The organism is Ancylobacter sp. (assembly GCF_965249975.1).
Taxonomy (GTDB): domain Bacteria; phylum Pseudomonadota; class Alphaproteobacteria; order Rhizobiales; family Xanthobacteraceae; genus Ancylobacter.
The window spans coordinates 756865-771861 of the sequence record NZ_CBDFNE010000004.1; the positions used below are offsets into that span (position 1 = coordinate 756865).

The window sequence follows — 14997 nt, forward strand, 5'->3', positions numbered from 1 at the left end:
TAAGGCCTCTTGGCGCTTAGCCGGCTTCATCCCGGCATTTTGGACCTCTTCCAACGGAAGTGATGTTTTTTCGCAACAACTTATGGCGACGAACCGGTGGCAGTCATGTGGCCCCTTCAAGGCGGGTCCCACATGGGTTAATCGACGAACAGCGAGCGATTTGACGCGCATGGCGCGTGGCGGGATTCGGAGCTTTGGATATGGTTTTGCGCGGGGCGGCGGTGGTCCTGTTGGCGGTTCTTCTGGCGGCGTGCAGCAATGCGCAGCGCCAGCCGGCTCCCGAGGCGTCGCTGACGCCGCGGGACAAGAAGCTGCTGGCGGACGCACCCTACAAGAAGGTTCAGCCGCCGGAGATGTTCCAGCGTTCGATCGTCGACTATGCCGGCACTGAGAAGCCCGGCACGATCGTCGTCGATACCGACAAGAAGTTCCTCTATCTGGTCGAGGACAATGGCAAGGCGATCCGCTACGGCGTGACCGTCGGCGAAGAAGGCCTCGCCTTCAAGGGTGAAGCCAAGGTGGGCCGCAAGGCCGAATGGCCGACCTGGACCCCCACCCCGGAAATCAAGCAGCGCCTTGCCGGCATTCCGAACTTCGTCGGCCCCGGCCCGCACAATCCGATGGGTGCCCGCGCCCTCTATCTCTACCAGGGCAACAAGGACACGCTGTTCCGCATCCACGGCACCAACCAGCCGGAATATATCGGTTGGGCCATTTCCTCGGGCTGCATCCGCATGCTCAACGAGGACGTGATCGACCTCTACACCCGCGTGCCGCAGGGCGCGAACGTCGTCGTTCTCTGACGAACGCGACGGGTTCAAATGAAAAGGGCGCTGCCGCTGGCAGCGCCCTTTTTGTTTGTCGGTGCGGTGCTTTAGGAGCTTGCCGCCCGCCATTGCATCCGGAAGGGCGGGGCCCCGGCGCGCGGCCGGGGCCCCTTTACGTCAGGCCGCCAGCAGGTTCTCTCGCACGGCGTAGTCCAGCGTCTTGTCGAGCGCGCGGGTGAGGCGGTCGAACAATTCGTCGATCTCCGCCGGGGAGATGACCAGCGGCGGGCAGATGGTGACGGCGTCGCCGAACACGTTGCGCAGGATCAGCCCTTCCTGCTGGCAGAAGGCCACGCATTTGGCCGCCATGCCCAGCTTGGGGTCGAACTGGCGCTTGGTCTTCTTGTCCGCCACCAGTTCGACGGCGCCCACCAGACCCTTGCCGCGCGCCTCGCCCACCAGCGGGTGATCTTCCAGCGCGGCACGGCGGGCGTCGAACTGCGGGATCTTCGCCCGCACGCGCTCGAAAATGCTCTCGCGCTCGTAGATTTCCAGCGTCTTCACCGCCACGGCGGCGGCCACGGGATGGCCGGAATAGGTGTAGCCATGGCCGAAGCTGCCGAGCTTGCTGCTCTCGGTGAGCATCGCCTCATACATCAGTTCGGGCACCATCACCGCGCCGATCGGCTGGTAGGCCGAGGACAGAGCTTTGGCGACCGAGATCGAATCGGGCCGCATCTCCATCGCTTCGCTGCCGAAGGCGGTGCCGAGACGCCCGAAGCCGGTGATGACCTCGTCGCCGATGAAGAACACGTCGTACTTTTTCAGCACGGCCTGGATCTTCGGGTAGTAGGTCGCCGGCGGCACGATCACCCCGCCCGCGCCCATGACCGGCTCGGCTATGAAGGCGGCGACCGTCTCCGGTCCCTCGGCGATGATGAGGGCTTCGAGATCGGCGGCGAGGCGGGTGGCGAAATCTTCCTCGCTCTCGCCCGGCTCGGCCAGACGATAGTGATGCGGCGCAGTCGTGTGGCGGATACCCGCGATCGGCAGGTCGAAGTCATTATGGTTGCCGGCGAGGCCGGTCAGCGAGGCCGCGGCGATGGTCACGCCGTGATAGCCGCGCATGCGGGCGATGATCTTCTTCTTCTTCGGCCGGCCGAGCGCATTGTTCATGTACCAGACCAGCTTCATCTGGGTGTCGTTCGCCTCGGAGCCGGACGAGGTGAAGAACACCTTGGAGATCGGCACGGGCGCGATCTCCTTCAGCTTTTCCGCCAGTTCGATTGCGGGGTCGTGGCTCTTGCCACCGAAAATGTGGGTGAAGGGCAGCTTGCGCATCTGCGTCGCCGCCGCTTCGACCAGTTCTTCATTGCCGTAGCCGAGCGCCGTGCACCAGAGGCCGGCCATGCCTTCAAGATAGGGCTTGCCGTCGACATCGTGCACCCACACGCCCTTGCCGCGCTCCAGGATCAGCGGCCCGGTCTCGCGCACGGCGACAAGGTTGGTATAGGGATGAATCAGCGTCTCGACGTCGCGAGCCTGAAGATTGGTAAGCATGGCAGCTACTCCGCCGGCCGGGTGGAACCGTTCCCACCCTAGAGCGGCGACGCGCGCGCCGGAAGCCGGCCCTTGGTCGGAACCCCCGAACTATTGACTTGTGCCGGGGTTTTCGCGCCCGTTGGCGGCGGGCGGCGCCTCCTCATCCGCCCCTTCCGCAGCGTCTGTCGCGGCGGGCGCGTCCGGCTTACGCGGCGGGCTCGGCACCTTGGCCGTCGCTTCGGTCACCGCCCACTGGCACAGCACGGCCCCGCTGCGGCGCTCCGCCCGATCCACGTGCAGATGCTGCTCGTGATAGCCGTCCGAACCGGGGCCGAGGATGGTGGTGAAGTCGGCGCAGGCGCTGGCCTTGATCCGTTCCTGGAAGGCCACGGGCATGGCCGCGTCGCCGCTGCCGGGCATGGGGGCGCCGATGACGAAGCGCCGCCCGTCCTTGAGCACATAGCCCCGCGTGTCCATCGCATTGCCGCGCCCGTGCTCGCTGGTGCGGGCGCCGACAACGCGGTTGCGCGGACGGCATTGCTGCGAGCCGGCGACGAGTACGGTGTCGAGCGGCGCGCCGAGCGTTGCCACCGCAGGTTCGATCCCTTCGCGGACCCAGCGCGCCACAGCGGCAGCCATTTCGCAGCGCAGCGTCGCCGCCGGCTCCAGCGTCACCAGCCGCCCGTCCTTCATCCGTACGGCGGATAGGGAAACGCCCCGGTCCACCGTGCAGGCGGTGTTGGTGGCGGTCACCGCTACGGGCGTGAACACGCCGAGCGATTCGTTGGAGAGTTCCGGGCAGATGGTGGGCGCCGGCGCGCTTGCCGACGGCTCGGGGCGGCCGTCGGCGCGGCTGGAGCCGGCGGCGGCAGAGCGGCAAGGCGCGGCTCGGGTGATGGCGGGGGCAGGGGAACGGGAGCCGTCCCTATCGTCGCCTGGTCCGTCGCCGCCTTCTCCGCCGTTGGCTCGGCGGCGGCAGCTGATGATTCTGGGGCGGGCGGCCCAGCCGGCGCGGGTATCGCCGTCGCTGGCTCAGCGGTGGCTGCGGGCTCCGCCGGCGCGCCGCCTCGGCCTGGGCGGGGATCGCGCGGAGGTGAGGCGGGCGCCACCGCCACCGGGGGCACGGGCTCGGCAACCTTCGGGTTGGCCTCAGGCATCGACGTCGCCGGGGGCTCGGCGGCGATGTCGTGCGGGCGCGGCGGCGGCAGGGGAATGGCCGCTGCTTTGGCACGCGTCGCGTTGCGCGCGCGGGCCGGCCGGTCCGGCGCCACCCCCAGCCAGTCGCCCAATTGGCGGTTCACCGCTGTGCCGGCCTCGTCAATCGAGCGCTTGATTTCCTGCACTGGCTCGGCGGCGAGTGGCGCGGCGCCGGAAGCCAGTAGCGCCAGTCCCGCAATGCCGGACAGGGCGCTGCGGTGGGCGGATGGGAGCCGGGGAAAATCCATGCTATCAGGCCTCCATTGCCGGCTTGCCTGCCCGGACGAACTGGATTGCGACAGACTGTGAACGCTCCTCGCGGCATTCTGTTCGACAAGGATGGTACTCTTGTCGACTTCGACCACACTTGGGGACCGGCCGCCGGTGCTGTGATGCGGCGTCTGGCTGGCGCGGACGGTCAGACGTTGGAACGGCTGTTTGACGCGAGCCATTATGTCGCCGATGAGCGGCGCTTCCTTCAGACCTCGCCGCTCATCGCCGGGTCCTCGCGCCAATATGGGCCGCTCTGGGCCGACATCCTGGCGCGGGCAGCCGATGCAGACTTCTACGAACAGGTCGATCACCTGTTCTGCGAGGAAGGCTCGCGCTACCTCACCCCCATCGGCCGTCCTGCCGAAACGCTGGCGCGGTTGCATGCAGTTGGGTTGCCGCTCGGCATCGCCACCAATGACGCGGAGCCCAATGCGCGGCTGCAGGCCGACCGGCTCGGTCTCTCACCCTATCTCAGCGCGGTGTACGGGCATGATTCGGGCTATGGCTCCAAGCCCAACCCCGGGATGATCGACGCCTTCGCCGCGCTCACCGGCCTGCCGGCTTCCGCCATCGCGCTGGTCGGCGACACCCGGCACGATCTTGAGACCGCGCGGGCGGCGGGCGCGATGGCGATCCTTGTGCGTTGCGGGCCAGCGCCGGTGGACGACTTCGCGCATGAGGCCGATCTGGTGGTGGATTCGGTGGAGGAACTGGCCGCGCTGCTCCTCGGTGCGCACGCGGCCGGGCCGGCGGTGGCCTGAGACGGGCGGGGGGAGGGGCAGCGATGATCCGCCGGAGGCTCTACATCGAGGAACGCATGTCGCGGCTCGCCGTATGGAGCCTGCGCACCGCCATCTTCGCCTTCCCCGTCACCTTCATCGGCGCCGCGCTGTTCGCCACCGAGACCTTGGATTTCCGCAGCGCGCTCTACACCGTGCTGGCCGGCGTCGCGGTGGCGGTGCTCGCGCTGGTCCTGGCGCTGGCGGGCTTCGTGGTGATCTGGAACGACGGGCTGAAAGGGTTGTGGCGGGTGATCGGCGCGGCGGCGCTGGCGCTGGTGCTGATCATGCCGACAGCGACCGTGGCCGCGCTCGGCATGGGTGTGCGCAACCTGCCGGACGTGACCACCGACACCGAGGACCCGCCGTCCTTCGTCACCCTCGGCACGGTGCGCTCGCGCGCCGCCAACAGCCTCGCCTATCCCGGCGACCGGATGGCGGCCCTGCAACTGGACCTTTATCCCGGCATCAAGCCGATGAGCTTCGACGCGCCGCCGGAGGAAATCTACCGCGGCCTGCTGGCGCTGGCGAAGCGGCACAAATGGCTGGTGGTCGAGGCGGTGCCGCCGCGCGACGGGCGCGACGGACGGCTGGAAGCGGTGGCGCGCAGCCTGCCCTTCGGCCTGCGCGACGATCTCGTCATCCGCGTTCGGCCCATCGCCACCGGCACGCGGGTCGATATCCGCTCCGCCGCGCGCAGCGGCGACGCCGATTTCGGTTCCAATGCAAGGCGCATTTCCCAGCTCTTCGCAGAGCTGGCCGACCAGCAGGGCCGACCGCTGCGCCGCTGACGCCTTGGCGGCTCAGGGCAGTCGGTAGAGGCCGGCGAGCACGGCCGGGCCGTCGGTGAGCACGTCGCCGCGCTCTACGAGATCTTCGAGATGCGCCAGGGTTGAGAGCCCCGCCGCGGCGGTGAGGCGGGGATCGAGGCCGAAATAGATCGCCCGTACAATGTCCGGTATGGTGCGTGGCCCCCGCTCCAGCGCCCGCAGGATGGCGGTTTCGCGCGCCAGCCGGTGGCGCAGGAAGCGCTCGACGAAGGCCGGCCCCTGGGTGATCACGCCGCCATGGCCTGGGAAATAGAGCGTCTCCGGCCGCTCACCGAGCCGCCGCAGCGAGTGCATATACTCGTTCATCGAACCGTCCGGCGGCGCCACCACCGTGGTCGACCAGCCCATCACATGGTCGCCGACGAAGATCGCCCCGGCCTGTTCCAGCACGAACGCCATGTGGTTGGCGGTGTGGCCGGGCGTTGCCAGTGCGGCGAGCGTCCAGCCGGCGCCTTCCACCCGGGCGCCGTCGGCCAGCGCCACATCGGGCAGAAAGCCCCGGTCGCCGGCCGCGTCGAGCGTGCCGATCTCCTGCGCGTGCAGCGGGCGGGCGGCGCGATGCGGGCCTTCGGCATAGGTCGGCGCACCCGTCGCCGCCTGCAGCGCCGCCAGCGCGCCGCTGTGGTCGCGATGGGTGTGGGTGAGGAAGAGATGCGTCACCGTCTCCGTCTCCACCGCCGCCAGCACGGCGGCGACATGCGAGGCGTCGTCCGGGCCGGGGTCGATGACCGCCACCTCGCCGCGCCCGACGATATAGGTGCAGGTGCCGGTGAAGGTGAACGGCCCGGGATTGGGTGCGAGCACACGGCGCACGCCCGGCGCCACCTCTTCCACAACCCCCGGCAGGGCGGTGAAGCGCCGCTCGAAGGGAATGTCGTCTGCCATCGGTGCCTCCGGCTTGCGCGTCCGTGCGGTCCGGGCATGGCGTTTGCACGCCGGCCCCGGCACGTCTATTCAGCTACTGCGCGGACTGCCTATCGCAAGGGTGAGGGATGGACAAACTGCTCGACGGCTATCACCGCTTCCGTGCCACCGGCTGGCCGGAGCGCAAGGCGCTTTTTGAACGGCTGGCGGCTCTGGGGCAGAAACCACAGACACTGGTCATCGCCTGTTCCGACAGCCGCGTCGACCCGTCCATGATCTTCGACGCCGGGCCGGGCGAATTGTTCGTCGTGCGCAATGTGGCCAATCTGGTTCCGGCCTATTCGACGCCGGATCACCAGCACCACGGCACCAGCGCCGCCATTGAGTTCGCCGTGCGGGTGCTTGAGGTGCGGGAGATCGTCGTGCTGGGCCATGCGCTGTGCGGCGGCGCCGGGGCACTGATCGACGGTGCTCCGCCGCAGGCGCAGGACTTCCTGCCTGATTGGATCCGCATCGGCGGGCCGGCGCGCGATATCGCCCTCAATCTCAGCGACGATCCGGCCGAGCGGCGGACCATTGTCGAGTACCAGTGCGTCAAGCTGTCCCTGCGCAATCTCGCGACCTTCCCCTGGGTGCGGGAGCGGCTCGACGATGGCCGGCTGGCTCTGCAAGGCGCCTATTTCGCCGTCGCCACCGGCGTTCTGGAGCGGCTGGGTGCGGACGGCACCTTCGCCCCCGCCTGATACTTTCGGTTGAGACGCCCGGAACTTCCACCCCGCATCCGCGTTTGGCGCTCGACTGGCGATGCTGGTCCATCAGCCAAAAGGCGGGAGGATGTGCCGTGGGACTGCTCTCAAAAGATATAAGGTCGCTTGACGATCTCCTGATCCAGGGGCTCGGCGAGCTTCTCTACACCGAGCGCCGGATTGCCAAGACGCTCGCTGCCCTGGCCGGCAAGGTTTCCGATCCGGCGCTGCGCCGCGATCTCGAAGACGGTCTTGCCGCGAGCAACGGCAATATTGTGCAGATCGAGGAAGTCTGCCGCCGCCGCGACTGCCGCCCGCATGTCGCGGAATCGCCGGCGATTGACGGCATCTTCATCAGCGCGGAGGAGTTGGCCGGCGAGATTGACGACGATCATGTGCTGGACATCGCCATCGCTGGCGCGGTGCAGGCAGCTGCGGCCTATACCGCCGCGCGCTATGCCGGCCTTATCGCCAGCCTCGCGGGCGTCGGCCGGACGGATTGCTGCCGCCTGCTTCAGGCGGGGCTGGCCCATCATCAGCGCGTCGCCGATATGCTGCGCCTGCTCGCCGAGAAGCGCCTCAATCCCCGTGCGCTGGGCTGCGGCGTTCGCGGACAGCTCCCGGTGGCGATCGCCAGCTGAACGGCAGCGAGTCGCCAGCCTATCCAAGGGCCTGCCGGCACGCCTCGGCGAGCCGGCCGGGGTTAGCGGCCAGAGCCTCAACCGCCACCCAGCGATTCCAGTCGGCGGCCAGACTCCAGCCCGGCCGGCCGACATAGGCGAGAGGCAGCCGGTAATGCAGCACGGCGCGCGGCTTCACCTTCCCGCTGATGCGGTGCCCGATGGCCGGGAACAGCTCCAGGAACAGCGGCAGCAGATCGAGCGAGCGCTTGCGTGTTGGATTGGCCGCGACATAGTCGGCGCAGAGCGTGGCGAGGTCGGGCCGGTAGTCGGCTGAAAGGACCCGCCTGACATAGTCAGCGGGGTAGGGCGGTGGCGCGTGGAAGCGCATCAGCCGGCTCGTCAGTGTCGCTTGGCGCAAGGCCGGCTCGCTCACCAGATGGGCCTGCAGCAGCCGCAGCAGCGTTCCGCCATCCGTGGCTTCCGGCATGACGTTGAAATGCAGGCCGAGCGAATCGGTGAGTATCACCCCTTCGCCCCCCGCTCCTGCCGCGCGCAGCGCCTGAACCACCCCATCCAGTTCGCAGAGCCTCTCCACCGGCAAGGGCCCAGTGATGAGTTCGCGCGGCACGAGCGGGCTCACCACTGCGCCGAGCCAGAGCGCGAGTGGCCCCAGTCGTCGGCCCGGGCCCTCGCGTCCGGGATGGACATGGCGCATGTCGAGTTCGATGCCGAGATCGCCGAGCCGTGAACCCGTGAGCCGAAAGGCGTGCGGGTCTTCCTCCTCCACCCTGCCGCCGATGATGGAACTAAGGCACTTTGCCGCCCCGCGTTCGGACAGGCGCGTGAATTCAATCTCGACACCGACCAGCCGCGCGCGACCATCTCCGATCAGCGGCGCGGGCAGGGGCTGAAAAATCGGCGAAGGCGCGCTCACGCGCGGCACCAAGGCGGCTGGCTCATCACCGGCATATGGGCAAGAAGCGCGTCGTTTCCAGATGGTGATCGCTGCGCCAGAGGCGCCTGCCTGACGATGGGAAACGCCCCCCAATACGCGTCAGGTTCGCGCAAGCCATGCCGCCGATCTTGGAGCAGGGGAGGAGCGTGAGCGCCATTGCGTCTCCGCCTCTTCGTTTCGCCGCTCATCGTCCGCATCAGTGTCAACCCACTCCTCATACAGCCAAACAGCGGCTGCGCGGCCTAGCCCGCAGCGCCGGAGACCTCGAATGAACGTGAAGAATCTTGCGATCCGCACAAAGATCATGCTGGCATTCGGGCTCGTCCTCATTGCCAGCCTTGTCACCGGCGGGGTCATCCTGAACGCGCAGTCCACCGTCAGTCAGAATGTGGGCTGGACCGTCCACACCTATGAGGTGCTGGACCGTGTCGACCGGATGCCGCTATGGTCGATCAGGAAACCGGCCTTCGCGGTTATCTGATCACCGGCAAGGACGGCAATCTGGATCCGCTCCGGGCCGGTGAAAGCGCCTTCGTCACCAACTGGAAGGAAGCGAAGTCGCTGACCAGCGATAATCCGGTCCAGCAGCAGCGGCTCGATGCCGTCCGTCAGCAGGTCGAAGCCTGGCAGCGCGATGTGGCTGCCTATGCCATCGGTCTCATGAAGGCGGGGCAAGCCGAGGCCGCCCGTGAGGTTGAATATGCCGGCAAGGGCAAGGCCTATTTCGACAAGATCCGTGCTCTCGTCGCCGAGCTGGGTCAGGCCGAAGCGTCCCTGCTCACCGTCCGCCAGGACGACATGCGCGCGGCCGAACGGATGATCCTGTTCGCTGTCGGGTTCTCTGTGTTGGTCATCGTCCTCATCGGTATCGGCGCGGCCTTCACCTTGAACAAGCTGATCGCCTTGCCGATCCGTGCGACGGTGACCGGCATGGAGCGCATCCGGGGCGGCGACTTCGCTACTCCCGTCGATTACACGGAGCGCAAGGACGAGATCGGCGCTATCAGCAACGCGCTGCTCGCTTTCCGCGATAGCCTTGCCCAAGCCGAGGACGCCCGCCGCGAGGCAACCGCCCGTGCCGAAGCCGAGCGTGCGGCGATGGCCCGGCGCGACCGGCTGGCGCAATCCTTCGTCGCCAATATGGAAAGCATCGTCAACCAGGTTGCCTCCTCCTCCAGCGAGGTGTCGGTGGCGGCGCGCAACCTCTCGGACACGGCCGAGGAAACCTCGCGCCAGGCGGTCGCGGTGACCAATGCGGCGGCGGAAGCCTCCACCAATGTGCAGACGGTGGCCAGCGCGACGGAGGAGATGAGCTCGTCCATCAGCGAAATCGGCTCGCAGGTCACACAGGCCGCCGCCTTCGCCGCCTCCGGCTCGGACGAAGTCACCCGCGCCGCCAGCGAGATCCGCGAGCTGTCCGACGCCGCCAGCAAGATCGGCGAAGTCGTCAATCTCATCACCGACATCGCTGCCCAGACCAACCTTCTCGCGCTCAACGCCACCATCGAGGCGGCGCGGGCGGGCGAGGCGGGCCGCGGCTTCGCCGTGGTGGCGCAGGAGGTGAAGCAGCTCGCCGAGCAGACTGCCCGTGCGACGCAGGAAATCGGCGTGAAGGTGCAGGGCATCCAGCAATCGACCAGCCGCACCGTCGGCTCGATCGAGAGGATCGTCGGCACGATCACCCAGATCCGCGATGTCACCACCGCCATCGCCACGGCGGTGGAAGAGCAGGCCGCCGCCACCCGCGAAATTGCCAGCAACACGCATATGGCGGCCAGCGGTACCGGCGCGGTGAACGACAACATGGCCGGCGTCGGTCGCTCGGCGGAGATGACGGGCGCAGCGTCGACTCAGCTCTCCTCGCTGTCGACGTCGCTGTCCTCGCGCGCCGGCGACCTACAGCGCGAAGTCGCCGAGTTCGTCCAGAACCTGCGCGCGGGCTGAACGTTCGACCGGAAGCGGGGCCGCACATGCTGCGGCCCCGATCGAGGCGGAGCTTAACGGCTCGTATGTGCTTGACCCGCGCGGCCAGAGCGTTCACGAGGGCGGAAGAGGCGCGGGTAGTGAGGCGGAGGGGTCTTTACAGACCCCTTCTGCGTGTCGCGATGGGTGAGCCTACTTCAGGCGCGCTGGCGGCGGCGCACTCGGCCCGATCTACCGGCGCCCGGTCCGCTGCCAGGAGTCCCGGCCATGTCCACCACCTATTATGTCGTGCTGTCCTTCGTCGCCAATGAGGAAGGTGACCTCATCGCCGAAGAGCCGCGCGAGGCGCAGAGCCGGGGGCAGGCGGAAGCCATGGCGCGCGGGCTGAAGGGCCAGAAGGCGGGCGTGGTCGCTTTTTCACGGACGGGCGACCCGAACATCGGGGATTTTCAGCCAGCGGTCGAGATCGTGCGTTACGGCAATGTGCCGGACGACCTCGAATAGGGGCTTAGATTTCTCTGCGCCCTTGGGAGGGCATCTCTCAGGGGCCCTGGTGTGCCCATGTCCCAAGACCTTGAGATGTCTTGGGTCCGCGTGGTCGGAGTGGCAGGATTTGAACCTGCGACCCCCTCGTCCCGAACGAGGTGCGCTACCAGGCTGCGCTACACTCCGCCGCGGCGCGCAGCCTGTAACATGGCAATGAGCCGCCCGGCAAGGGCCCCACCACCACTTGCGCAGTGAGCAGTGGATAAGCCTGTTGTGGCCGGCGAATGCGTCGAGGTTGAAAGCGGCGTCAAGCTGTGGCTATGTCCGCCCCGACGGAACGCGCCGATTGCGGCGCGACCATTGGGGCGTCGCCAAGCGGTAAGGCAGGGGATTTTGATTCCCCCATGCGGAGGTTCGAATCCTCCCGCCCCAGCCAAAAATCTTCTTAAAATCAAGGCGCGGTATTCTCGGCTCGACCGAAATTCGCGATCAGAAAGCTCGCCGATCCCGGCTCTCCCACCATCTCCTGCCGCGCTCAAGCCGCCGATGCCCTCTGCGTGCTCATGCCAATGAGGGTCTAACGATGGCGGCCCTTACCTTCATTGGCGCCATCGTGGTAGCCCTGCTGACCGCCCGTGGCCTTACGTCATGGTTCGACCCCACGCGTAAAGGAGAAACCGAATGACCCGCGTCGTCTCCCTCCTCACAGGCGGCATCGCGCTCTTGCTCGGCCTCACACTATTGGTGGGCGGTTGGTACACGATCGATCAGCGCGAGCGCGGCGTCATCCTGCGCCACGGCGCATTTATCGGCGAGGCCGAGCCCGGCCTGCATTTCAAACTGCCGCTGATAGACAGCGTGGTCACGGTGCCGCTCGAAACGCAGGTCATCAAATACGAACAGTTGCCCGCCTATTCCCGGGATCAACAGCCCGCCGAAATAGATCTGTCGGTCATCTATCGGGTGCCATCGACCGAGGTGGCGGATCTCTACAGCCGCTTCGGCGACACCCAGCGTGTCGCGGATCGCATCATCACCCCCAAGGTAAAAGAGCAGGTCAAGAACGTCTTCGGCCGCTACAACGCCGTGACCGCCATTCAGGAGCGAACCCGTCTGAATGCCGACATAGCGGCGGCCGTGCACGAAGGCATCCGCTCGCTCGACGCGCCCGTGACCATCGAGGCGGTCCAGATCGAAAACATCGATTTCAGCGACGCTTACGAGAAGTCGATCGAGCAACGCATGCTCGCCGAAGTCGAGGTTCAGAAACTCCGCCAGAATGCCGAGCGCGAGAAGGTGCAGGCCGAGATCGTCGTGACGCAGGCTCACGCGTCCGCCGACGCCGTTCGCGCCGCCGCCCAGGCGGAGGCTGACGCCATACGCCTTCGCGGCGAGGCCGAAGCGCTCGCCATCCGTGCCAAGGGCGAGGCCGTGCGCGACAACCCCCACCTTGTGCCGCTCACCACAGCGGAGAAGTGGGACGGAAAGCTGCCGGCCACCATGCCGCCCGGCTCAACTGTGCCCTTCCTGTCTCTTCAGGCGCAGCCATGATCGAGACGCGCAAGCGCAACAACCCGCTGTATCAGGCCGCCGGGGCCACAGGCAGATCCGGCGAACCCGGAGGTTCGACTGCCGTCGATTGACGAAGTTCCTTTCGACGACTGCGAGCCGTGAAAAGCACCTCTGCCTCGCCCGCCCCGAAGTCTTCCGCACCGACGCTGTCGCCGAGGGCGCACGGTTGAGGGCGCTCGCCTTGGGCCGCCGGCGCCGAGGGCATCTCTCCGCTCGACGTTGGTTGTCCCGCCAGGCCGACGCTGGCTCGCGGAACTCAGACGGCGCATAGCGGCGGTGACCCTAAAGGCTACTCCGCGAAACCGGAACAGGCTCCGGCTGGACAGCAGGAGGCCTGCCACCCGTGTCCCCGCCGGCCCTCCTGTTCGCCTGCGAAATGGCGCCAGTCGGAGCCGGCGGGGGGCATGGTTGTTCCGCTAACCGCCGCTCATCCCACCTGCGTTTGCGAGATCTGCGCCATTCCGTCCGATTGCCGTTCGAAAAGGCGCCGGTAGCGACCGCCTCGACGCGCGAGCAGATCGTCATGCCGTCCATCCTCAAGAATGCGGCCATGCTCGAAAACGAGGATGCGGTCCATCGCCCGCACCGTGGAAAGCCGGTGCGCGATGACGATGGCCGTGCGCCCCTGCATCAGCCGTTCCATCGCCTGCTGGATCGCGGCCTCCGATTCCGAATCGAGGCTGGAGGTCGCCTCGTCCAGAATGAGGATCGGCGCATCGGCGAGGAAGGCCCGGGCGATGGCCACGCGCTGGCGCTCCCCGCCGGAGAGCTTCACGCCCCGCTCGCCGACCAGCGTGCGGTAGCCCTTCGGCAGCCGCTCGATGAACTGATGCGCATTGGCGAGCCGTGCCGCGCGCTCGATGTCGGCCGCGCTGGCGTCGGGCCGAGCATAGGCGATGTTTTCCGCCAAGGTGCGGTGGAACAGGATCGGCTCCTGCTGCACGATGGCGATCTGCTGGCGTAGCGAGGCCTGGGCCACCTCGCGCACATCATGCCCATCGATCAGCACCCGGCCGCCGCTGACGTCATAGAGCCGCTGCAGCAGCTTGACGAAGGTGGTCTTGCCCGAGCCGGACGGCCCGACAAGGCCCACGCGCTGCCCGGCCGGGATCCGCACGTCGAGGCGCTCGAACAGCGGCGCGGCGTGCTGGCCGTAATGGAAGGTGACGTGCTCGAAGCGCACTTCGCCGCCGCGCACCGCCAGAGGCTGCGCCGCATCGCGGTCGGCGACCCCGGCGGTGAGGCCGTGCAGCTCGACCATCTCCTCCATGTCGTTCACCGCCCGCTGAAGATTGTGCACATGCTGGCCGATCTCGCGGAGATAGCCATGCAGCACGAAATAGGTGGTCAGCACATAGGTGACATCTCCCGGCGTGGCGCGGCCCTGCCACCACAGCCACAACGCGGTGGCGGTGACGGTGGTACGCACCACCCAGAGCAAGGCGAACTCGCCACTGGCGCTCCAGGTGTGAAGCATCCAGGTCCGCTGGACACGACGCCTCCAGCGTACCACCACCGCCTCGAGACGGGCATCTTCCCGCGCCTCGGCGCCGAAGGCCTTCACCACCTGGTTGGCGCCGAGCGTGTCGGAGAGGATGCCGCCGATGCGGGTGTCCCACGCATTGGAGAGCCGGGCCGCCGGCGCGACGACGCGGGTGGCGAGCGTGACGGTGAGTGCGCCATAGGCAAGCGCGCCGACCGCCATCACCAGCCCCATCACCGGCCAGTGCAGCATCAAAAGCAGAACCGTGCCGGCCAGCACCACCAGCGAGGGCAGCAGCGAGAGCAGCAGCACATCGTTCATGACGTCGAGCGCCCACATGCCGCGAGTGATCTTGCGCACGGTGGAGCCGGCGAAGCTGTTGGCGTGCCAGTCGCTGGAAAAGCGCTGCACGCGGTGGAAGGCCTCGCGCACCACATCCGACATGATGCCCAGCGTCAGCGGCACCACGCCCCACCAGGCGAGATGGCGCAGCAGCACCATGACGAGGCCGAGCCCCGCCATCATGACAAAGGCATGCAGCGCGGCGGGCGCCTCGCTCTTGCCGGCGGTGAGGGCGTCGATCAGCCGGCCGGCATAGAGCGGCACGAAAATCTCGGTCAGCGTTGCCAGCACGATGGCCGCACCAATGCCGGCCGCCACAGGCCAGCGGCGCGCCCAGTGGCGGAAGGTGAAGGCGAGCACATTGCGCAGCGCGTCGCTGCCGCGTTGGGACGGGAAGGACATGGGGAACGCAGGCGCGACAGGCGCGCCTCTCCTGCGAACAAAAATCAGCTCAGAGCGGGAAATAGATGATGGTGCGGCCGGGGAGCGCGGCTCCGCAGCCTGCCGAACTAGCCGTGCCGGATCACAGCCGGGGTGGGCCGACGAAACAGAATAGTCATGCGCGCCCCTCCCTGGTTCGCAATATCACTGTCCCCACCGATACCATGATCCGCC

The 14997-nt window shown here is 67.5% G+C and carries 14 protein-coding genes and 2 tRNA genes; 10 read left to right on the forward strand and 6 right to left on the reverse strand.

The window, feature by feature from the left end; genetic code table 11:
* Nucleotides 1–200 precede the first annotated feature (200 nt).
* Nucleotides 201–803, forward strand: a complete 603-nt coding sequence (locus ACP2AH_RS08120; protein ID WP_425105320.1) for a L,D-transpeptidase — start codon at nt 201–203, stop codon at nt 801–803.
* Nucleotides 804–944: 141 nt separating this feature from the next.
* On the opposite strand, the gene ACP2AH_RS08125 is transcribed toward ACP2AH_RS08120, so the two are convergent.
* Both ACP2AH_RS08125 and ACP2AH_RS08130 read right to left on the reverse strand, forming a co-directional pair.
* On the reverse strand, nt 945–2327 hold the full coding sequence (locus ACP2AH_RS08125; protein WP_425105321.1) for an aminotransferase: 1383 nt from the start codon (nt 2325–2327) through the stop codon (nt 945–947).
* 90 nt (nt 2328–2417) lie between these two features.
* Complete coding sequence (locus tag ACP2AH_RS08130) at nt 2418–3080, reverse strand: extensin family protein (protein WP_425105322.1); 663 nt, start codon at nt 3078–3080, stop codon at nt 2418–2420.
* Nucleotides 3081–3811: 731 nt separating this feature from the next.
* Here ACP2AH_RS08130 and ACP2AH_RS08135 point away from each other — a divergent pair.
* Together ACP2AH_RS08135 and ACP2AH_RS08140 are read left to right on the forward strand one after the other, a co-directional pair.
* A complete protein-coding gene (locus ACP2AH_RS08135; protein ID WP_425105323.1) occupies nt 3812–4540 on the forward strand; it encodes an HAD family hydrolase in 729 nt (242 codons plus the stop codon).
* Between the two features lie 23 nt (nt 4541–4563).
* Nucleotides 4564–5349, forward strand: a complete 786-nt coding sequence (locus tag ACP2AH_RS08140; RefSeq protein ID WP_425105324.1) for a DUF1499 domain-containing protein — start codon at nt 4564–4566, stop codon at nt 5347–5349.
* A 12-nt stretch (nt 5350–5361) separates the two neighbouring features.
* On the opposite strand, the gene ACP2AH_RS08145 is transcribed toward ACP2AH_RS08140, so the two are convergent.
* Nucleotides 5362–6273, reverse strand: a complete 912-nt coding sequence (locus ACP2AH_RS08145; protein ID WP_425105325.1) for an MBL fold metallo-hydrolase — start codon at nt 6271–6273, stop codon at nt 5362–5364.
* Nucleotides 6274–6380: 107 nt separating this feature from the next.
* Between ACP2AH_RS08145 and ACP2AH_RS08150 the strand changes: the two genes are divergently transcribed.
* On the forward strand, nt 6381–6995 hold the full coding sequence (locus ACP2AH_RS08150; RefSeq protein WP_425105326.1) for a carbonic anhydrase: 615 nt from the start codon (nt 6381–6383) through the stop codon (nt 6993–6995).
* Between the two features lie 98 nt (nt 6996–7093).
* Nucleotides 7094–7639 carry a ferritin-like domain-containing protein gene (locus ACP2AH_RS08155; RefSeq protein ID WP_425105327.1) on the forward strand — a complete coding sequence of 182 codons (546 nt, stop codon included), beginning with the start codon at nt 7094–7096 and terminating at the stop codon, nt 7637–7639.
* Nucleotides 7640–7658: 19 nt separating this feature from the next.
* Here the strand turns inward: ACP2AH_RS08155 and ACP2AH_RS08160 are convergent, their stop codons facing one another.
* Nucleotides 7659–8555: an amidoligase family protein gene (locus tag ACP2AH_RS08160; protein WP_425105328.1), complete on the reverse strand. Its 897-nt coding sequence runs from the start codon at nt 8553–8555 to the stop codon at nt 7659–7661.
* A gap of 289 nt (nt 8556–8844) precedes the next feature.
* On the opposite strand from ACP2AH_RS08160, the gene ACP2AH_RS08165 reads away from it, so the two are divergent.
* From ACP2AH_RS08165 to ACP2AH_RS08175, 3 genes are all read left to right on the forward strand, one after another.
* Entirely contained in the window at nt 8845–9057 is a 213-nt protein-coding gene (locus tag ACP2AH_RS08165) for a CHASE3 domain-containing protein (protein ID WP_425105329.1), read from the forward strand.
* Complete coding sequence (locus ACP2AH_RS08170; protein ID WP_425105330.1) at nt 9021–10520, forward strand: methyl-accepting chemotaxis protein; 1500 nt, start codon at nt 9021–9023, stop codon at nt 10518–10520. Before ACP2AH_RS08165 ends, ACP2AH_RS08170 begins: the two co-directional genes overlap by 37 nt.
* A gap of 246 nt (nt 10521–10766) precedes the next feature.
* Entirely contained in the window at nt 10767–11003 is a 237-nt protein-coding gene (locus ACP2AH_RS08175; protein ID WP_425105331.1) for a hypothetical protein, read from the forward strand.
* Between the two features lie 91 nt (nt 11004–11094).
* Here the strand turns inward: ACP2AH_RS08175 and ACP2AH_RS08180 are convergent.
* Nucleotides 11095–11171, reverse strand: a tRNA-Pro gene (locus ACP2AH_RS08180).
* A gap of 175 nt (nt 11172–11346) precedes the next feature.
* Here ACP2AH_RS08180 and ACP2AH_RS08185 point away from each other — a divergent pair.
* Nucleotides 11347–11421: transfer RNA gene (locus tag ACP2AH_RS08185), tRNA-Gln, on the forward strand.
* Nucleotides 11422–11666: 245 nt separating this feature from the next.
* Nucleotides 11667–12536 carry a prohibitin family protein gene (locus ACP2AH_RS08190; protein ID WP_425105332.1) on the forward strand — a complete coding sequence of 290 codons (870 nt, stop codon included), beginning with the start codon at nt 11667–11669 and terminating at the stop codon, nt 12534–12536.
* A 448-nt stretch (nt 12537–12984) separates the two neighbouring features.
* Here ACP2AH_RS08190 and ACP2AH_RS08195 read toward each other — a convergent pair whose 3' ends face one another.
* Nucleotides 12985–14784 (reverse strand): ABC transporter ATP-binding protein, encoded by a 1800-nt coding sequence (locus ACP2AH_RS08195; RefSeq protein ID WP_425105333.1) that lies wholly within the window; start codon nt 14782–14784, stop codon nt 12985–12987.
* Nucleotides 14785–14997: the final 213 nt, after the last annotated feature.